This window comes from Rhodococcus sp. P-2 (genome assembly GCF_016598535.1).
In the GTDB taxonomy this organism is placed as follows: domain Bacteria; phylum Actinomycetota; class Actinomycetes; order Mycobacteriales; family Mycobacteriaceae; genus Rhodococcus_F; species Rhodococcus_F baikonurensis.
In genome coordinates this window covers 4,022,457-4,041,429 of sequence record NZ_CP066779.1, presented here as the reverse complement: position 1 = coordinate 4,041,429, position 18,973 = coordinate 4,022,457, and the positions used below count along the sequence as shown (strand labels likewise).

The 18,973-nt window shown below is 63.6% G+C and carries 13 protein-coding genes; 4 read left to right on the top strand and 9 right to left on the bottom strand.

What is annotated here, in order from left to right; genetic code table 11:
* Positions 1–17 precede the first annotated feature (17 nt).
* The 6 genes from I7X09_RS19105 to I7X09_RS19075 all read right to left on the bottom strand — a co-directional run bounded on the left by I7X09_RS19105 (position 18) and on the right by I7X09_RS19075 (position 9,265).
* Entirely contained in the window at positions 18–488 is a 471-nt protein-coding gene (locus I7X09_RS19105) for a DUF4233 domain-containing protein (RefSeq protein ID WP_200313290.1), read from the bottom strand.
* Positions 485–1,924, bottom strand: coding sequence for a bifunctional tetrahydrofolate synthase/dihydrofolate synthase (gene folC, locus I7X09_RS19100; RefSeq protein ID WP_003944455.1), 1,440 nt, complete (start codon positions 1,922–1,924; stop codon positions 485–487). The genes I7X09_RS19105 and folC overlap by 4 nt, the downstream gene beginning before the upstream one ends.
* Positions 1,921–4,602: a valine--tRNA ligase gene (locus I7X09_RS19095; protein ID WP_166811424.1), complete on the bottom strand. Its 2,682-nt coding sequence runs from the start codon at positions 4,600–4,602 to the stop codon at positions 1,921–1,923. Before I7X09_RS19095 ends, folC begins: the two co-directional genes overlap by 4 nt.
* Positions 4,603–5,549: 947 nt before the next feature.
* Entirely contained in the window at positions 5,550–7,583 is a 2,034-nt protein-coding gene (locus I7X09_RS19085; RefSeq protein ID WP_200313289.1) for a S9 family peptidase, read from the bottom strand.
* Positions 7,584–7,595: 12 nt separating this feature from the next.
* The gene (locus I7X09_RS19080) at positions 7,596–8,210 is read right to left on the bottom strand and encodes a GNAT family N-acetyltransferase (RefSeq protein ID WP_095969725.1); all 615 of its coding nucleotides are present in this window, start codon (positions 8,208–8,210) and stop codon (positions 7,596–7,598) included.
* Between the two features lie 47 nt (positions 8,211–8,257).
* Positions 8,258–9,265, bottom strand: coding sequence for an iron-siderophore ABC transporter substrate-binding protein (locus I7X09_RS19075; RefSeq protein WP_095969724.1), 1,008 nt, complete (start codon positions 9,263–9,265; stop codon positions 8,258–8,260).
* A 120-nt stretch (positions 9,266–9,385) separates the two neighbouring features.
* Here I7X09_RS19075 and I7X09_RS19070 point away from each other — a divergent pair, with 120 nt between their 5' ends.
* Both I7X09_RS19070 and fdhD read left to right on the top strand, forming a co-directional pair.
* Positions 9,386–11,695 carry an FdhF/YdeP family oxidoreductase gene (locus I7X09_RS19070; protein WP_200313288.1) on the top strand — a complete coding sequence of 770 codons (2,310 nt, stop codon included), beginning with the start codon at positions 9,386–9,388 and terminating at the stop codon, positions 11,693–11,695.
* A gap of 1 nt (position 11,696) precedes the next feature.
* Complete coding sequence (gene fdhD / locus I7X09_RS19065) at positions 11,697–12,563, top strand: formate dehydrogenase accessory sulfurtransferase FdhD (RefSeq protein ID WP_095969722.1); 867 nt, start codon at positions 11,697–11,699, stop codon at positions 12,561–12,563.
* Here fdhD and I7X09_RS19060 read toward each other — a convergent pair.
* From I7X09_RS19060 to aroQ, 3 genes are read right to left on the bottom strand one after another with little or no spacing between them, the layout of a single operon-like run.
* Positions 12,517–14,427 (bottom strand): sugar phosphate isomerase/epimerase and 4-hydroxyphenylpyruvate domain-containing protein, encoded by a 1,911-nt coding sequence (locus I7X09_RS19060; protein ID WP_200313287.1) that lies wholly within the window; start codon positions 14,425–14,427, stop codon positions 12,517–12,519. The genes fdhD and I7X09_RS19060 overlap by 47 nt on opposite strands.
* Positions 14,424–15,302: a shikimate dehydrogenase gene (locus tag I7X09_RS19055; protein WP_200313286.1), complete on the bottom strand. Its 879-nt coding sequence runs from the start codon at positions 15,300–15,302 to the stop codon at positions 14,424–14,426. The genes I7X09_RS19060 and I7X09_RS19055 overlap by 4 nt, the downstream gene beginning before the upstream one ends.
* Positions 15,302–15,751 carry a type II 3-dehydroquinate dehydratase gene (gene aroQ, locus I7X09_RS19050; RefSeq protein WP_200313285.1) on the bottom strand — a complete coding sequence of 150 codons (450 nt, stop codon included), beginning with the start codon at positions 15,749–15,751 and terminating at the stop codon, positions 15,302–15,304. Before aroQ ends, I7X09_RS19055 begins: the two co-directional genes overlap by 1 nt.
* 127 nt (positions 15,752–15,878) lie before the next feature.
* Between aroQ and I7X09_RS19045 the strand changes: the two genes are divergently transcribed.
* Together I7X09_RS19045 and I7X09_RS19040 are read left to right on the top strand one after the other, a co-directional pair.
* On the top strand, positions 15,879–16,553 hold the full coding sequence (locus I7X09_RS19045; protein ID WP_166811411.1) for a TetR family transcriptional regulator: 675 nt from the start codon (positions 15,879–15,881) through the stop codon (positions 16,551–16,553).
* Between the two features lie 71 nt (positions 16,554–16,624).
* A complete protein-coding gene (locus I7X09_RS19040; protein WP_200313284.1) occupies positions 16,625–18,847 on the top strand; it encodes a glycoside hydrolase family 3 C-terminal domain-containing protein in 2,223 nt (740 codons plus the stop codon).
* Positions 18,848–18,973: the final 126 nt, after the last annotated feature.

Below are 18,973 nucleotides of genomic sequence, written 5' to 3'. Positions count from 1 at the left end.
GCGGACAGCCTAAATGGTCAGTCCCGCTGACCGGGAAGCAGGCCCTTGTCCATTCGGCGCTTGATGTCTCTCTGCAGGTAGACGAGGTATCCCCAGACGATCCCGAAGGTGATCGCGACACCGGCGATCGACGGGTGGACGAAGAAACCGAACAGAAGAATCACCTGCAGTGCGACGTTGAACCCCATCGCCCACGGCTTGCCCTGGATGCCCGCACCCAGAATCATCAGCACCGCCAACCCGATGATGAATCCCGCGGAGGCCGCGGTGAGACCACCACCGACGACCGCGACGACCGGCAAAGCCAGCAGCACGACGATCGCCTCGAGGATCAGGGTTCCGGCCATTACTCCGCGGAAACTTTTCCACGGGTCCTTGGTCGGAGGCCCGAACTCGCCGGCAGTGTCTCCGAACTCGTGGTCTCCGGACTCGTGGTCTCCGGACTCGTGGTCGCCGGACTCGGGATTGGCATCTGACGGGGTACTCACGCGGGGTCCTTTCCGAACAGCGTGCGGGCAGCGCCTGCGGTCACGACGGATCCCGTCACCACGACACCTGCCCCTGATACGGCTTCGCCGGGTTCGGCCACCTGCTCGGCGATTTCGATCGCGACTTCCAAGGCGTCGGCAAGCACCGGCGCCACGACGACGCGCTCGTCGCCGAACTTCGCGACGGCAATGTTCGCCAACTCCTCGACGTCCATCGCCCGGGGTGACCCGTTGTGGGTGACGACGATCTCGTCGAAGACGGATTCGAATGCGGTCAAGATGGCGTCGACGTCTTTGTCCGCCATGACGCTGACCACTCCCACGAGCTTGCGGAAATCGAACTCCGCGGCCAGTGCGGCCGCGAGTGCGCGTGCACCGTCAGGGTTGTGGGCGGCGTCGAGAAATACGGTCGGCGCACTCCGAACACGTTCGAGGCGACCAGGATTGACGATCGAGGCGAACCCGTTGCGGATTGCGTCCTGATCGAGTTGTCGATCCGGACCGGCACCGAAGAACGCCTCGACAGCAGCGAGCGCAAGCGCCGCGTTGCGCGCCTGATGCTCGCCGTGAAGCGGCAGGAAGATGTCGGTGTACACACCGCTCAGGCCCTGAAGTTCGAGCTGCTGTCCGCCTACCGCGATCTGGCGAGCGAGCACCTTGAACTCGGAGCCTTCGCGAGCGACTGCGGCCTCGACCTCGACGGCTCGCCGCAGCAATACCTCCATGACCTCGGGAGTCTGCTCGGCGATGATCGCGACGGTGTCCACCGGAACCAGGTCCTCGCGGCCCTTCTTGATGATCCCGGCCTTCTCCTCCGCGATCCCGGCAAGATCGGTTCCCAGGTACTCGGCGTGATCGAGACTGATCGGCGTGATCACCGCGACCTGTCCGTCGATCACGTTGGTGGCATCCCATCGTCCGCCGAGTCCGACCTCCACGACGGCGACGTCGACCGGAGCCTCCGCGAACGCCGCATAGGCCATGGCGGTGAGCACTTCGAACTTGCTCATCGCCGGTCCCCCGGCTTCCTCGGACTGTGCGTCGATCATCTGCACGTACGGCTCGATCTCGCGGAACGTGTCCACGTAGAGCCGCGGTGAGATCGGATGACCGTCGATGCTGATCCGCTCGGTCGCGATCTGCAGGTGTGGGCTGGTGGTTCGGCCGGTACGACGATGCAGAGCCGTCATCAACGAGTCGATCATGCGCGTCACCGACGTCTTGCCGTTGGTTCCCGTGACGTGCACCGACGGATAGTTGTGCTGGGGCGAGCCCAGGACATCCATGAGCGCCTCGATACGAGTCAGTGACGGCTCGATCTTGGTCTCGGGCCAACGCTTGTCGAGTTCTGCTTCCACCAGCGCCAGTTCGGCGATGTCGACCGGAGTCGGAACCGAACTCTGAGCGTCGAATTGGGACGGCTCGTACGAACTCACTTGTCGGCCAACTCCTTCAGACGTCCTGTGATGCGCTCGATCTCTTCGACGGCGATCTGGCGACGTGTCTTGATCTTGTCGACGACGGCGTCGGGCGCCTTCGCCAGGAAGGCCTCGTTCGCCAGCTTGTTGTCAGCGGTGACGAGTTCCTTCTGCGCTGCCGCGAGGTCCTTTTCGAGCCGCTTCTTCTCGGCGCCGAGGTCGATGGTGCCCGAGGTGTCGATGTCGACAGTGACGGTTCCCTGGCTCAGACGCACCTCGACGGAGATCGACGCGGTGAATCCTTCTTCGGGTTCGGTCAGCTTGGCAAGCGCCGCCACGTAGGCGAACTGGCCGTCCATGCCTGCCTCCGAGAGCCCGGACGCACGCGCCGGGACCTTCTGGGAAGGCTTGAGTCCCTGATCGTTTCGGAAACGTCGCACCTCGGTGATCAGCTTCTGCGTGTCTTCGATCCTGGTGGCGGCCTGGGCGTCGACTGCGACGCCGGACAACGTGGGCCAGTCGGCGACGACGACGGACTCGCCGCCGGTGAGCACCTTCCACAGGGTTTCGGTCACGAACGGAATGACCGGGTGCAGGAGGCGGAGCAATGCATCGAGAACGTTGCCGAGCACGGCGCGGGTGTTCGCGGCGACGGCCTCGTCGCCGGCGAACTGCACCTTGGCGAGTTCGAGGTACCAGTCACAGACCTCGTCCCACGCGAAGTGGAACAGGCCTTCGCACGCCTTGCTGAACTCGTAGCGATCGAATGCGGCGTCCGCCTCGGCCTGGACCGTGTCGAGACGGTCGAGGATCCAACGATCGGCGTCGGTCAGTTCGCTTCGAGCGGGCAGCGGCGCGGGAGCAGCGCCGTTCATCAGAGCGAACTTGGTCGCGTTGAACAACTTGGTCGCGAAGTTGCGCGAGGACTGCGCCGAATCCTCACCGACGGACAGGTCACTGCCCGGGTTGGCGCCGCGTGCGAGTGTGAATCGCAGGGCGTCGGCGCCGAAACGATCGACCCAGTCGAGTGGGTCGATACCGTTGCCACGAGACTTCGACATCTTCTTGCCGTACTGATCGCGAACCAGTCCGTGCAGGAACACGTCCTTGAACGGCATCTGCGCGCCCGACTTACCCGGACCGGCGGTGATCGACTCGTCCTCGGACACGTACGTGCCGAACATCATCATGCGGGCGACCCAGAAGAACAGGATGTCGTAGCCGGTGACGAGAACGCTGGTGGGATAGAACTTTTCGAGTTCGGGCGTCTTGTCGGGCCAACCCATCGTCGAGAAGGGCCACAGTCCCGAGGAGAACCAGGTGTCGAGGACGTCGGGATCCTGGACCCAGCCTTCCGGTGCCGTTTCGTCGGGACCGAAGCACGCAACTTCACCCTCGGGGCCGTACCAGACCGGAATGCGGTGACCCCACCAGAGCTGACGGGAAATGCACCAGTCGTGCATGTTGTCGACCCAGTCGAACCAGCGTGGCTCCTGGCTCGCCGGGTGAATGACGGTGTCCCCGTTGCGAACCGCGTCACCCGCAGCCTTGGCGAGCGTCTCGACCTTGACCCACCACTGCAACGAGAGACGAGGCTCGATGGCCTCGCCACTGCGCTCGGAGTGCCCGACGCTGTGCAGGTACGGGCGCTTCTCGGCGACGACGCGTCCCTGCTCGGCGAGGGCTTCGCGAACCTTGACGCGAGCCTCGAAGCGGTCCATACCGTCGAATTCGGTTCCGGTGTCGGCGATCTTGCCGGTCTTGTCCATGATGGTGGGCATCGGCAAGTTGTGCCGCAGGCCCATCTCGAAGTCGTTGGGGTCGTGAGCCGGCGTGATCTTCACAGCGCCGGTTCCGAACTCGGGGTCGACGTAGTCGTCCGCGATGATCGGGATCTGACGTCCGGTGAACGGATGATCGAGGGTGGTGCCGACGAGGTGCTTGTAGCGCTCGTCTTCGGGGTGGACCGCCACTGCGGTATCACCGAGCATCGTCTCGACGCGAGTGGTCGCGACGATGACGTGCGGCTCGTTGTCGTCGAGCGAGCCGTAGCGCAGGGAGACCAGCTCACCTTCGACATCCTCGAACTTCACCTCGATGTCGGAGATCGCGGTCTGCAGCACCGGCGACCAGTTCACGAGACGCTCGGCGCGGTAGATCAAGCCCTCGTCGAACATGCGCTTGAAGACGGTCTGGACGGCGCGCGAGAGGCCCTCGTCCATCGTGAAACGATCACGACTCCAGTCGACGCCGTCACCGATGCGCCGCATCTGGCCACCGATGGTTCCGCCGGATTCGCGCTTCCAGTCCCAGACCTTGTCGATGAACAGCTCGCGGCCGAAATCTTCCTTGGTCTTGCCCTCGGCAGCGAGTTGCTTCTCGACGACGGACTGCGTGGCGATACCGGCGTGGTCCATGCCCGGCAGCCACAGCACCTCGTAGCCCTGCATCCGCTTGCGGCGACTGAGGACGTCCATGAGGGTGTGATCGAGGGCGTGGCCCATGTGCAGGCTGCCGGTGACGTTCGGGGGCGGCAGCACGATGGAGTAGCCGGGCTTGTCGCTGGTCGCGTCGGCCTGGAAGTACCCGGCGTCTACCCAGCCCTGATACAGATCGGCCTCTACCGCGCTGGGGTCCCAGCTCTTGGGTAGGGCGTCGGCGGGGGTCTGGGGGTTCTCTGGAGCTGCACTGGTCACCACTTGATCCTAATGACTCCCCCGCTGCGAACGAATTCGCCCGTCGAGGGCTGCGGTGGGCACGAACGACAGTCCCCTTGGTCCGGGGTCAGCCGAACAAACGATATTCACCGATCCGCTCCGCTGACAGGATCGCTCTGAAGGACGACCGACCAACGACCTGTGGAGCAAATATGTTGAACAACTGGAGTTCTCGCCGTCCCGGCGTTCGAACCTTGGCGGCGGCCGCGACGATCGGAGCGGCGGTTGCCCTCGTGCTTCCGGCGACTGCGTCCGCTGCACCCGGCATCGAAGAAAGTGTGCAAGGAAGCATCGACAGTGGCAGCGCCACGATCAACGGGAGTGTCGGGGACATCGGGAACGACATCGCAAACGGCATCGCCAGCGGCAGCGTGGGCGACATCGTCGGCGGAATCGCCACCGGGAATTTCAACGACGTCATCGGCGGCCTGGCCGCAGGCTCGACCAGCGCGACGGACATCGTCAACGGCCTGGCCAGTGGCAATGTCAGGGACATTCTCAGTGGGCTGGCCAGCGGCAGCGGCGGCGGCGGATCGTTTGCTCCGACGCAGCGATGTGACGCCTCGACGGTCTCCGGCGGCGCAGGAATCACCAGCACCAAGCACGAGCTCGGCCGCGGCGGACCGACGTCGTTCGTACTCGGCTACGAAACCGAGGACATCCCGGACCTGATCGAGGTGTACTACGAAGGACGGTTGATCCACAGCACCGGATACATCGGCGACGACATCAACGAGGGAACCGGTTCGGCGGTCGTCAACGTGCCCCCCCCCCGGCGGTGCATCGTCCGTGCTGGTTCGCGTCACGGGCCCCGACCACACCGAGTGGGCGTACACCGTTCGCTGCCCCGGCGCCTGATTCCAGTCCGGATCCGCGAGGAAGATCGTGCCTCGTTCGGTTGTTTCAGCCGAACGAGGCACGCGCGGTCAACCCAGAATCTCCGGCACCGCGACATCTTCGCCGAGAACGTGCTCGGAGAGGAACGCGGTGACCACCTCGTACCAGATCTTGGTGTGCTGCGGCTTGAGCACCCAATGATTCTCGTCGGGGAAGTACAGGAAGCGATGGTCCGTTTTCCCGTCGTCGTCGGCGGGCAGACCTGACTCTGCAAGCAGTTCGTACCAGAGTCGCAAGCCCTCACCGATCGGCACCCGGTAGTCCTTGTCGCCATGGATGACCAGCATCGGAGTCGTGATGTCTGCGACGTACAGATGCGGCGAATTCTCGACGGCCATCTCCGGCGACATCTCCCGTTGCCAGTACCAGGCCGCGTCCGTCGTCGGGCCGAATTGATCGAGCGCCCAGAGGCTTGCGTGGGTGACGATCGCGTCGAAACGGTTGGTATGTCCGGCAATCCAGTTGGCCATGTAACCGCCGAACGACCCACCCATCGCGCCTGTCCGCTTGGGGTCGATCTCGGGCTGCGCGACGGCAGCATCGGTGATCGCCATCAGATCGGTGAAGGGCGCCTTGCCCCACTGACCCCACCCGCGCTGAACGAAATCCTGCCCGTAGCCGGTCGAGAGTGCGGGATCGGGCAGCAGTACTGCATAGCCCTTGGCGACGAGCAGCCACGGATTCCACCGCCAGGACCAGGTGTTCCACGAACCGAGTGGGCCACCGTGGACCCAGAGGAGCAATGGCACCGGTGCGTGCGGTGCGGCGCCGGTCGGCAGCGCCAACCAGCTACGGACCGTCGAACCGTCCTCGGTGCGAGCGGTGATCTCGGTCAGTGTTCCCGGCCGCTCCGGCAATGCGTCGGGTCCACGAAGTGCGGTGATCTCACCGGATCGCAGATCCACCCGCACCACGTGAGGGGGCGCTTCGTACGAAGCCCGCAACGCGTAGATCGACTCACCGTCCGGCGCCACTCGAACGTCGGTGTACGCCGCGTCGTCGGCTGTCAGGCGCACTGGTTGACCCCACAGGTCGATGGTGAAGATCGGACCGCGGCCGCCGTCGTCAGCGGTGACCACCAGCCCGGATCCGTCGGGTAGCCAGGCAAGTGAGGTAGGCCATCGATCCCAGCCGTCGGCGACGCCGGTCACAGCACCGGATCCGAAGTCGTAGAGCTGCAGAGTCATTCGCGGCGCAGACTCCGGCGTGGTGAGGGTCTCCCGGATGAACGCGAGCTTGGTTCCGTCCGGCGAGAGCACCGGGTTGTAGACGTCCGCGTCGGCCTCGTCGACAAGGGTGGTTCGGTCACCGGTCACCGTGTCGATCCGAACCAACGTCGATCGGCGGGCGGCACTAGCCGCACCGACAGCCCACGTGGTCACGACGAAGAGACCGTCGTCGGAAATCGTGGTCGACGTCTCCCGCAGCGCCGCGCCTGCCGTCGGTGTGATGTCCCGCAATTCGACGGAGTCCTTCGAATCCGTCTCGGCGACAACCAGATGCGGATGATCGGGGCCCAGGTCGTGGTCCCAGTGCCGCACCGGATACCCCGTGTGCAGCATCGCCGTGACCTTCTTGTCCTTGCGCGCGGATCGCACCTGATCGTCCTGGTCGAGGCTGATCGCCGAGGCCATGACCGACGTCTGTGCCACGAACGTCGGCGCCGCCTTGGCCGCTGATACCGACGAGACACCACCGGGACGCGAGATCAACAGCTGAGCTTCTCCGCCCGCCGCGGGTAGGCGCCAGAGTGCTGGTTGCGGATCATTCTCGCCCGGCACGGCTCGCGTGGCAGTGAAGAGTACGTCGCCGTCGAACGCGAAGGCGGCACCGGACTCGCTGGTCGAACCCCAGGTCAACCGACGCGCAGGACGCCGACCTTCCGGGTCGATCTCCCACAACGAGGACACGTATTCGGCGCGCTTGTCGTCGAGAACGGCGCGCGCGCAGATCAGCAGCGAGCCGTCAGGTGACAACACCAGGCCGGACAACCTGGCCAGAGCGATGTAGTCGTCGAGTTCGTCGAACGGTGTACCTGCGTGGAGCTCGGGAATCTGGGTCACCACTAGTTGGTATCACGCGCCCCGCGGTTGACGCATCATTGCGTAGATCGTCGGCCCGCCGCCTGGCATCACGATGTCGCGGGTCACTTCGAAACCGAAGCGGTTGTAGTACGGGATGTTCGATTCCTTGCTGCTCTCGAGGTAAGCGTCGACATGTTCACGGTCACAACGCTCCAACCGGGAGTTCAGTAGTGCTTTGCCGTATCCCCCACCGCGCGCCGCGCTGCCGGTCCCGACCGTCGCGAGATACCAGTGCGGCGAATTCGGGTGTGCTCCTTCGAGAACGGAGCTGACCTCGGCCGCATGTCGAAGCCCCCTGCCGAAGACACGCACCATGGCCGGCAGGCTCACGAGCCCGGAAATCCACGACTGCTTCCATCGCCCCGGCGGATCCCACAGAGTTGCCCCGCCGATCACGCCGTTGTCATCGGTGGCCACCTCGACACCGCCACCGGCAAAGTGGTGGTAACGAGCTTCTGCGGCAAACAGTTTCGACAGGCGCTCAGCCCTGGAGTCCTCGTCCGGCAACATCCAGGCCATCAAGGGATCATCCTCGAACGCCTCGGCCAACACTGCCGACAGTGCCGGAATATCGGATCGGACAGCCGGCCGCACGTGTACACCCATGAGGTGAGGGTACCGCCGACCGTCCGAATTCCCGGTCGGTGAACCGATCAGACGAGCAAGCTCGCAATCCGCGGCGGAATCTGTTCGAGTGCATACGGCAAGCTCAGTACGGTGCTCCACGTCATGGCCTCGGCAGCAGCGTCTTCCAGAATGATCGCGCGGCCGTCCTTCACGACGTCGAGTTCCTGGTAGATCGGGGTCTTGTCCAATTCCGCGCGGAGCTTGTCGCCGTAGCCACCACCGGCATACCAGACGAGTACGTCGACGTCCGCGAGCGAGAGTTGCTCGGTGCTGATCTCGGCGAAGTTACCTGTGATCTGATCGGTGACAGGCGGATTCACGAATCCGAGTTCGGTGAAGAACCGCACCTTGGGGTCTTCCGGTCCGTAGACCCCGAACTGCCCCGGCCCCTTCAACGCGCCGACCAGAACAGTCTTGCCGGCAAACGCCGGGTTGGCGGTCTTCACGTCGGCGAACTTCTGATCGACACCGGCGATCAACTCGGTGGCCTTGCCCTGTTGGCCCAAGGCCTCGCCCAGGATGGTCGTCTGGTCCTGCCAGGGGATTCCGTAATCCGCGAACTCCTTCGGCTGCGCCACCGTCGGCGCAATGGCACTGAGTTTGTCGTACTGCGCCTGGGTCAGTCCGGAGTAGGTGCCGACGATGAGGTCGGGTGTCGTGGCAGCGACCTTCTCCATCTGGATGGTGGTGCCCGCGGTTCCGATGATCTCGGGAGTCGCCCCGTTCAGCAGCGGCTGCGCCCAGGGCCACACACCGTAGGGGTAATCGCCGTACCAGTCGAAGGTTCCGACCAAGGTCCCACCGAGCGCCAGGATCGCATCCTGATCGTTGTATCCGACACTGACGATCCGCTGCGGATCCTCGGGCAGTTCGGTAGACCCGAACTTGTGGGTGACCGATCCCGCAGAGTCACCGCTGGGGGGTGTGTCCTCGTCGTTCGAACTGGAGCAGGCTGCGGCGAATGCCAACAACGCTCCCGACGTGCCGATCAGAAATCCGCGCCGGGTCAGCCGACCTGCGTCCGTTCGATCCATGCTCTTACCCCTTAAGTCCGCTGGTTCGGTAGGTAAGGCTAGCCGATGAATGTCGCATTCCGGTGAGTTCGACCGGCCCATTCGATGGCAGTACCGGCTCGTTCGGGCCACTATGGAGACATGACGCGCCAGGGCCCCTCGAAAGACATCGACGAATCCGATCTCGAAGTCACGCACCCCAAGGACTACGCCGCCGGAGTACCGGCCGTTCTGGTGTCACTGCAACGAGGAATCGAGCAGATGGGAGCCTTGCGGACCGCCCGAACGCTCACCAGGCTCAACCAGCGTCACGGCTTCGACTGCCCGGGGTGTGCGTGGCCGGAGACTCCCGGGCATCGCAAGCCCGCCGAGTTCTGCGAGAACGGAGCGAAAGCCGTTGCCGAGGAAGCAACGCTTCGCACGGTCACACCCGAATTCTTCGCGGAGCACTCGATCGCCGACCTCGAAGGCAAGACCGATTACTGGCTCGGCCAACAGGGTCGACTGACGCACCCGATGGTCCTGACCCCGGGAGCAACCCATTACCAGCCGATCGACTGGGACGGCGCGTACGCACTCATCGCCGAACATCTGAACGGCCTCGCCTCACCGGACGAAGCCGTGTTCTACACCTCCGGTCGTACGTCCAACGAAGCAGCATTTCTCTACCAGTTGATGATTCGCAGCTACGGCACCAACAACATGCCCGACTGTTCCAACATGTGTCACGAGTCGTCCGGAAGTGCACTGACCGAATCCATCGGCATCGGCAAAGGCTCGGTGACGGTTCCCGACCTCGAGAACGCCGATCTCATCCTCATCGCCGGACAGAATCCCGGTACCAACCACCCTCGAATGCTCTCGACGCTCGAGAAGGCAAAGGGCAACGGCGCCAAGATCATCGCCATCAATCCTCTGCCCGAGGCGGGATTGCGCAGGTTCAAGGATCCACAAAAGGTGTCCGGCGTGATCGGGCACGGAGTCGACATCGCGGACGAGTTCCTCCAGATTCGGCTGGGCGGCGACATGGCGCTGTTCCAAGGCCTGGGAAAGCTGCTGCTCGCGCTGGAGGATCGCGCTCCCGGCACCGTCGTCGATCGCGCCTTCGTCGACCGGTACTGCGCCGGTTGGGACGAATACGAGAAGCACGTCCGTGCGGTCGATCTCGACACGGTACTCGAGGCGACGGGTCTGTCGATGGCGCAGCTCGAGGAAACGGCTGCCGCGCTTGCCCGGTCCGAGCGAACCGTCACCTGCTGGGCCATGGGGATCACTCAGCACACCCACGGCGTCGCCACCATCGAAGAAGCGGTCAACCTGTTGCTCATGCGCGGGATGATGGGCAAACCCGGTGCCGGGGTTTGCCCGGTGCGAGGGCACTCCAATGTCCAGGGTGACCGCACGATGGGTATCTGGGAGAAGATGCCGGAAGAGTTCCTGGCCGCGCTCGACACCGAGTTCTCGATCTCGAGCCCCCGCAAGCACGGTTGGGACACCGTCGATGCGATCCGCGCCATGAACGCGGGCAAGGCAAGCTTCTTCATGGCGATGGGCGGCAACTTCATCCAGGCAAGCCCGGACACCGCAGCCACCGAAACAGCGTTGCGTCAATGCGAACTCACCGTGCAGGTTTCCACCAAGCTGAATCGCAGTCACGTGGTCCACGGGCAGACCGCGATCATCCTCCCCACCCTCGGACGCACCGACCTCGACGTCCAGGCCGGCGGAAAGCAGCTTGTCTCCGTGGAGGATTCGATGTCCATGGTGCATCTGTCCCGCGGACGTCTCACTCCGGTCAGCCCCTACCTGCGTAGCGAAGTCGCCATCATCTGCCAACTCGCCCGCGAACTACTCGGCAACGATCATTCCGTCCGCTGGTCGGCCTTCGAGGGCAATTACGACCTGATCCGTGACTCCATCTCACGGGTGGTGCCCGGATGCGAAAACTACAACACCCGGGTCCGTCAGCCGGATGGATTCCAACTCCCGCACCCGCCACGTGACTCCCGCGAATTCCGCACGCACACCGGCAAAGCCAACTTCGGCGTGAACGACCTGCACTGGATACCCACTCCGAGCGGGCGCCTGATTCTGCAGACCATGCGAAGCCACGACCAGTACAACACCACGATCTACGGCCTCGACGACAGATACCGCGGCATCAAGGGCGGCCGCAAAGTCATCCTCGTCAACGGCGAAGACATCACCGCACTCGGATTCCGCGACGGTGATCTCGTCGACATCGTGTCCGAGTGGACAACACCCGACGGCACACTCGAAGAGCGTCGGGTCACCGAATTCCGCATCGTCGCCTACGACACCCCGCGCGGCAACGCGGCAGCGTACTACCCCGAGACAAATCCCCTCGTTCCCCTCGAACACGTTGCAGCCAAGTCGAACACGCCGGTCTCGAAGGCCGTCACCGTTCGACTCGAGGCATCGGGCGCCTGAGATGGGACGAGTCACCGCCCGCACGCCGGTCGTTCGAATCTCGGGCGATCGGGTCGTCACGCGCCCCGACACGCTGGCCGTCGAGGAACCACTCGAAATGAGAGTCGACGGTCAGGTGCTGGCAGTGACGATGCGAACACCCGGCAACGACGTCGACCTCGTCCACGGATTCCTTCTCAGTGAAGGAGTCATCGGCACCCGCGACGACGTGAGCGTCGTCCGGTATTGCGACGGCGTCGACGAAACCGGCGCGAACACGTACAACGTCCTCGACATCGCGCTCGCTCCCGGAGTGCCGTTGCCCGATCACACCACCGACCGCAACACCGTCGTCAGTTCCGCGTGCGGAGTGTGCGGGAAGACGTCACTCGATGCCGTCCGCACCACGACGCGGCATCCACTGGTCGGTGACACGACTTCCGTCACCTCCACCGTCCTGTCGGCCATGCCGGTCACGCTGCGGGAGAGCCAGCGGATCTTCGAGCGCACCGGCGGCCTGCACGCGGCCGGATTGTTCACCGCCACCGGAGAACTCCTGGCACTGCGCGAGGATGTCGGCCGTCACAACGCCGTCGACAAGGTGATCGGTTGGGCCATCACCGACGGCAGAGTGCCCCTCTACGACACGATCCTGATCGTCAGTGGGCGGGCGTCGTTCGAACTCGTCCAGAAGGCCGTCATGGCCGGCATTCCGGTACTCGGTGCCGTCTCCGCGCCGTCGTCGCTGGCCGTGGAACTGGCACAGGAATCGGGGTTGACGCTCGTCGGTTTCATCCGCGGCGATTCGATGAACGTCTACTCGCACCCGCACCGAGTCGAGGTCACGAACTCGCGCGCAGTTGAGCCGACAGTCGCACAGCGGAGTTGACCTCCCCGTAGCCCTCGTACCCACCCACTCGCTGCACGACCTCGAAGAACAGGTCTCCCCCGACCGTCGGGGTGAACAGGTGGAAGAACTCGCCGTGAGCGTCCGCGTCGTAAAGGATTCCGGCGCTGCGCATCCGGTCGAGCAGTTCGGAGTTCAACCCGAAACGTGCGTCCAGATCGTCGTAGTAGTTCGGGGAAATGGGTAGCGGAGCAAACCCCCACTCCTGCATGGACGCAGCGGCACCGAAGATGTTCTCACACGCGAAGGCGACGTGGCTGACGCCGCCGCGGCGGACGGTCGGCAGCCCGCTTCGACTGCCCTCCACCATGTTCAGCGAGATACGCAGGGCATGTCCGTCACCGTCTTGAACAAGCGTGAGCGCTTGACTCCGCATGAGGCCGACCGAATCGGTGACGTCCTGCCCCTCGTGCGGTTGCATCTCGAACACGGACCGCAGGAGCAGCATGATGCCGTCCCAGCTCTCGGCCGGAACTGCCAGTGCCACATGGTCGATCCCGGTGAACACTGCGCCCTGTTCACGATTGCGCTCGGCGGGCAGCGGGTAGATCTCGAAGGCCGATTCCCACGCCGCAGCGCTGCCGGGGCCACGAAGGTCGATCGATGTCGCATCGGTGACCTTCAGGCGTACGACGTCCGGTACGGCGAAGTTCTCGTCACTCGAACCGGGCAACTGCACTCGCGTCGCCGGTACTTCGAGAGCCAGAGCGCGCTCTCCCCACACTTCGGGTTCGGTTGCCCTGATGCCGATCTGAGTGAGAACCGGCAGATCTGCGGGCAGCCCGGGCGCCGTCCACACCGTGCCCGCTGTCGCGTCGACGGCAACGGTCAGCGGTCCGTGCCGCCACAGCTGCAGGTCGTGATCGTGGTGCCGTCCGACCAGATGAAAACCGACACGGGAGAGCATCGAGTGGACCTGGTCCTGTTTAGCCGGACCCGCAGCGATTCGCAAAGACACGATTCCTTCGAGCGGGGTGCGCTCCGGGGCGGTGAACAGCGTGGGTCCACCGGCGGCAGGGTTCGCGGCAGCGACCTGTTCTTCCAGATGGAGGAGCGACCGATGAGCGTCGATTGCCGTCCGCTGGGTGTCAGCGCGGCGGAATACGTCGTTGAAGATCTCGAGCGACCACGGTCCGTCGTAACCGGTGGCGTACACATGCTGAGCGAACGCGCTCAGATCGAAACTGCCCTGCCCCGGGAAATTTCGGTGATGCCGGCTCCACTGGAGGATGTCCATCGCCAAAAACGGTGCGTCCGCCAACTGGAGGAAGAAGATCTTCTCTCCGGGAATCTCGCGATTTCCGGCAGGATCGTCACCGCGCGAGAGGATGTGGAAACTGTCCAAACAGGTTCCGAGCGCTACGTGATCGACTCCCTCGACGATCTTCCATGCATGACCGTACGTGTTGACGTGGGCACCCCACGCGAGCGCCTCGTATGCAACCTTCTTGCCGTGCTGGGACGCCAGTTCGGCGAGAGCTCCGAATTGCTCTGTCAACTGACCGTCGTCGTGACTTGCTGTCGGCAGGGGCGAGGAGCACACCAGGAGCGTCTCGCACCCCAGTTGATCCATCAGCTCGAATTTGCGTTGCACTCGAACAAGATTCCGAGCAAATTGGGCCTCGTCCACCGTGTCGAAGTCACGAAACGGCTGATACAGGTCCAGGCTCAGCCCCAGATCCGCAGCCCTCGTTCGCAATTCCACGGGCGACCAGGGAGAAGCGACAAAATCCGGCTCGAACACCTCGAAGCCGTCGAAGCCGGCAGCAGCAATGGCGTCGAGCTTTTCCTCGAGGGTGCCGCTGAGCGATACAGTCGCGATCGACGTCCGGACCGGGCCACTCACAGCGCTGCCGCAGTCTGTTCGCCGTGCACCAGTTCGGTCATGTGAGCGAGCATCCTCTTACTGTCGGGTTCGATGCCCGTGAAGATCCGGAACGCGTCGACGGCCTGGAAGACGGTCATTCCGCCACCGCTGAGCGTCGGCGCCCCGATCAGCCTGGCCTGACGCAACAGCTCCGTTTCGAGCGGACGGTAGACGATTTCCGCCACCCACAGATCAGGACGGAGCAGATCCGGCGAGAATGCCATCCCAGGATGGGCCGCCATCCCCATCGGCGTCGCGTGGATCAAACCGTTTGCATTGCCGAGCACTTCGGCGAGGTCACTCGTGTGGCGCGCCTCGACGATCTGCGCCGGGAACTGCTGCGAGAAAGTCCGCGCGAGTTCTTCCGCACGAGCCAGGCTCGAATCGACCAACGTCAGCGTCCCCACGCCGCGGGTGAGTGCCGCATAGGCAACAGCCGCACCGGCTCCACCCGCACCGAGCTGGACGACACGATCGAGCTGTGCTCCGGGAAGCCCGTCGTCGAAATTCCGGCCGAAGCCCGACCAATCGGTGTTGTGTCCGATCGCCTTGCCGGAGTCGAAGAGAACCGTGTTCACCGCCCCGAGCCTGTCTGCATCCGGCGAGAGTTCGTCGAGATACTCGATCACCAACTGCTTGCACGGGTGAGTGATATTGAGACCGCGGAAACCGAAACGTCGTGCATAGGTGAGAAGTTCACCGATGTCCGACGGCACCATTCCCATCACGTCGAGATCGAGGATGCGGTAGACGTACGGCAGGCCCTGTCTGCGCCCTTCCTCCTCGTGCATGACCGGGGTCAAGGAGGCCTCGATACCGGTGCCGATCAGACCGCAGAGGATCGAATCACTCATCAGTTCTTCCCTTCTCGGATGCAGACGAATTCGACTGCGGCGCTGTAGCCGTCGATTCCCAACCCACAGATGACAGCGTCGGCGATGCCGGAGACGTACGAGTGGTGACGGAAATCCTCGCGGCTGTGGATGTTGCTGATGTGCACCTCCACGACGGGGGCATCGAGTGTGACCAGAGCGTCACGCAACGCAACCGAGGTGTGGGAGTACCCACCGGGATTGATCACGATGCCCGCGACTTTTCCCCTGGCCTCGTGGATCCAATCGATCAGTTGACCCTCGTGGTTCGACTGCTTTGCCTCGACCACCGCTCCGAACTTCTCAGCCGCCGCTTCACAACGGGAAACCACGTCGTCCAGGGTGCCTCTCCCGTAGAACTCCGGTTGGCGCTGTCCCAACAAATTCAAGTTGGGTCCGTTGAGGACCAGAACCGGTAGAGATGAAGTCATCAGGGGCACCTCGGGGTTGACGCTCGAAACTAATGTACGAACTAGTGAGTTAGTTCACTGGACGTTACTCCCCCGACGCGAACTCGACAAGCAAAGTCGACAAACTGCTGACAGATAGAGTGAGCACATGGTTTCCGAGCAGTCAGTGAACTCCGTGGTGTCGAAGCCGGAGAAGCGACGCCGAAACAGCGATCTGACCAGGGTGAACATCATCGCCGTCGCCACCGAGGAGTTTGCCGACAAGGGATTCGCCGGCGCCCGGGTAGACGAGATCGCAACCAAGACTCACACCACCAAGCGCATGATCTACTACTACTTCACCGACAAGGAAGGGCTGTACAAGTCCGTCCTCGAGCATGCGTACAGCGTCATTCGTGCGCAGGAACGTGAACTCGACCTCGAGGGATTGAACCCCACCGCAGCAGTCCGCGCCTTGGCAGAACTCACCTTCGACCACCACGAACAGCACCCGAACTTCATTCGGCTGGTGGCCAACGAGAACATGCTCCGCGGTGAGCACATCGAGAAGTCCGAGCTGCTCAGTGGCCTCGGCGCCCCTGCCGCCGATCTCGTCTCGCAGATTCTCCACGACGGGCAGCAGGCGGGAGTATTTCGCTCCGACGTCGATGCTCTCGACATTCACATGCTGATCAGCAGTTACTGCGTCTTTCGGATCGCCAACCGATACACCTTCAAAGCGCTCTTCGACCGCGATCTGACCGACTCGTCGCATCGCGAGCATCTACGAACCATGCTCGGCGACATGGTTGTTGCATTTCTGACCTCACCGACGCCGTCCTGACCCACCCCGAAGTCCGAAAAATCCCCCTACGGTGGTGAGTGGAACTCACAGCTGCCACCGGGAGGATTGACGTGACCGAGAATTACGTAAACGGGCTTTCACTCGAAGAGAAGGCGTCGTTGACGTCAGGCTCGGATTTCTGGCACAGCCAGTCCGTCCCCGGAATCGAGTCGATACTGCTGACCGACGGCCCACACGGGGTTCGGAAACAACCCGAGGGCGGCGACGCACTCGGACTCGGCCACAGCATTCCCGCGACGTGTTTTCCACCGGCAGTCGGGTTGGGCTCGTCGTGGAACCTCGACCTCATCCGCCGCGTGGGTGAGGCTCTGGGCGACGAAGCCAAAGCCGAACAGGTCTCGGTTCTCCTCGGTCCCGGCATCAACATCAAACGATCACCGTTGTGCGGCAGGAACTTCGAATACGTTTCCGAGGATCCGTTCCTCTCCGGCCGCGTCGCGGCAGCGCTGATCACCGGCATCCAGTCACGCGGCGTCGGAACCTCGCTCAAGCACTTCGCTGCCAACAACCAAGAGCACGACCGGATGAGAGTCAGTGCCGACGTCGACGAACGGACGCTACGCGAGATCTATCTGGCCGGCTTCGAATACGCCGTCAAGACTGCGGCCCCGACTACGGTCATGTGCTCGTACAACAAGATCAACGGGGTCTATTCGAGCCAGAACCACTGGCTGCTCACCGAGGTACTGCGCGAACAGTGGGGCTTCGACGGCCTCGTCGTTTCGGACTGGGGGGCGGTCAACGATCGCGTGGCGGCACTCGTCGCGGGGCTCGACCTGGAAATGCCGCCGACCGGAACCGATACGCAGATCGTCGACGCCGTTCGCGGCGGCGACCTCGATGAATCAGTGCTCACGACTGCAGCCGAACGACTCTCGACGCTGGTGCAACGCACCGCTGCCGCGCGAACCGAAGGCCACACGTACGACGCCGAGCGCCATCACGAGTTGGCGCGGACAGCTGCAGCGGAGTCGGCTGTCTTGCTGGCGAACGACGGAGAACTGCTGCCTCTGACCCCCGGCGGGCAAACTGTCGCGGTGATCGGAGAATTCGCCTGCAGCCCGCGATACCAGGGGGCGGGTAGTTCACAGGTGGTGCCCACCAAGCTCGACAATGCTTTGGACGCGATCCTCGACCTCGAAGGCGCCGACCGGGTCACCTTCGCACCGGGCTTCACCTTCGACGGCACTCCGGACGACGACATGGTCACCGAGGCCGTCGACGCTGCGCGCCGCGCCGACGTCGCGCTGCTCTTCCTCGGACTACCGTCCGCCACCGAATCCGAAGGATTCGATCGAACCGACATCGAACTGCCGGCTGACCAGATCGCCCTGCTGGAAGCGGTCCACGGTGCGAACCCGAACACCGTCGTCGTGCTCGCGAACGGCGGCGTGGTTTCGATCGCGTCGTGGAAGGACCACGCCGCCGCAATCCTCGAAGGGTGGCTACTCGGCCAGGCGGGTGGATCGGCGATCGCCGATCTGCTGTTCGGCATCACGAATCCGTCCGGCCGGCTGACGGAGACCATTCCACTTCGCCTCCAAGACAATCCGTCGTATCTACACTTCCCCGGATCGCAGCAGCACGTCCGATACGGCGAAGGACTGTATGTGGGATACCGCTACTACGACTCCGCTCTGCGCGAAGTGGCGTACCCGTTCGGGTTCGGGCTGAGTTACACCACCTTCGACATCACCGATATGTCTGTGGAGGCCGGTGAGAACTCCGCCGAAGTGACGGTCACCGTGCGCAACAGCGGCGACCGATCGGGCAGCACCGTCGTGCAGGTCTACGTCCACGACGCCTCGGAAAGCATCGACCGTCCCGAGCAGGAACTGAAGGGCTTTGCCAAGGTCCACCTCGACCCCGACGAATCTGCGACTGTGAACATCACTCTCGACACCAGAGCATTTGCCTATTGGTCCGTCGCGGCGCAGGACTGGGCGATCGAACCTGGCGACTACGAGATCCGCGTCGGCTTCTCGTCTCGGGACATCGCGAGAACCGACACCATCACTCTGGCCGGAAACGTCGGCGTCGGCACGCTCGACGCCATGTCGACCATCGGCGAATGGCTCGCCCATCCCGTAGGCAGTGCCGTTCTCGGCGCCGCCATGTCTGCCGCAGCGGGCGAAGGTGCGCAATCGGTCAGCCCCGAAATGATGGCGCTCGCCGGTTCGATGCCGCTCGGAAAGCTCGCCACCTTCGGCCTCGGGATCACTGAGGAACAGGTGGAGCAGTTGGTGGCGGCGGCAGCACAGCCGGCCTCTTAACTCCCTGAACTGCGGTTTCGACGCGCGGCGTGACCGCCAGTAGATTTTTATGAACTATTTGGTTAATAATCTTGTGTAGTTGCTGTGGCGTCGGTTACATTCCTTGTATCGCTCTCCGCACAGACG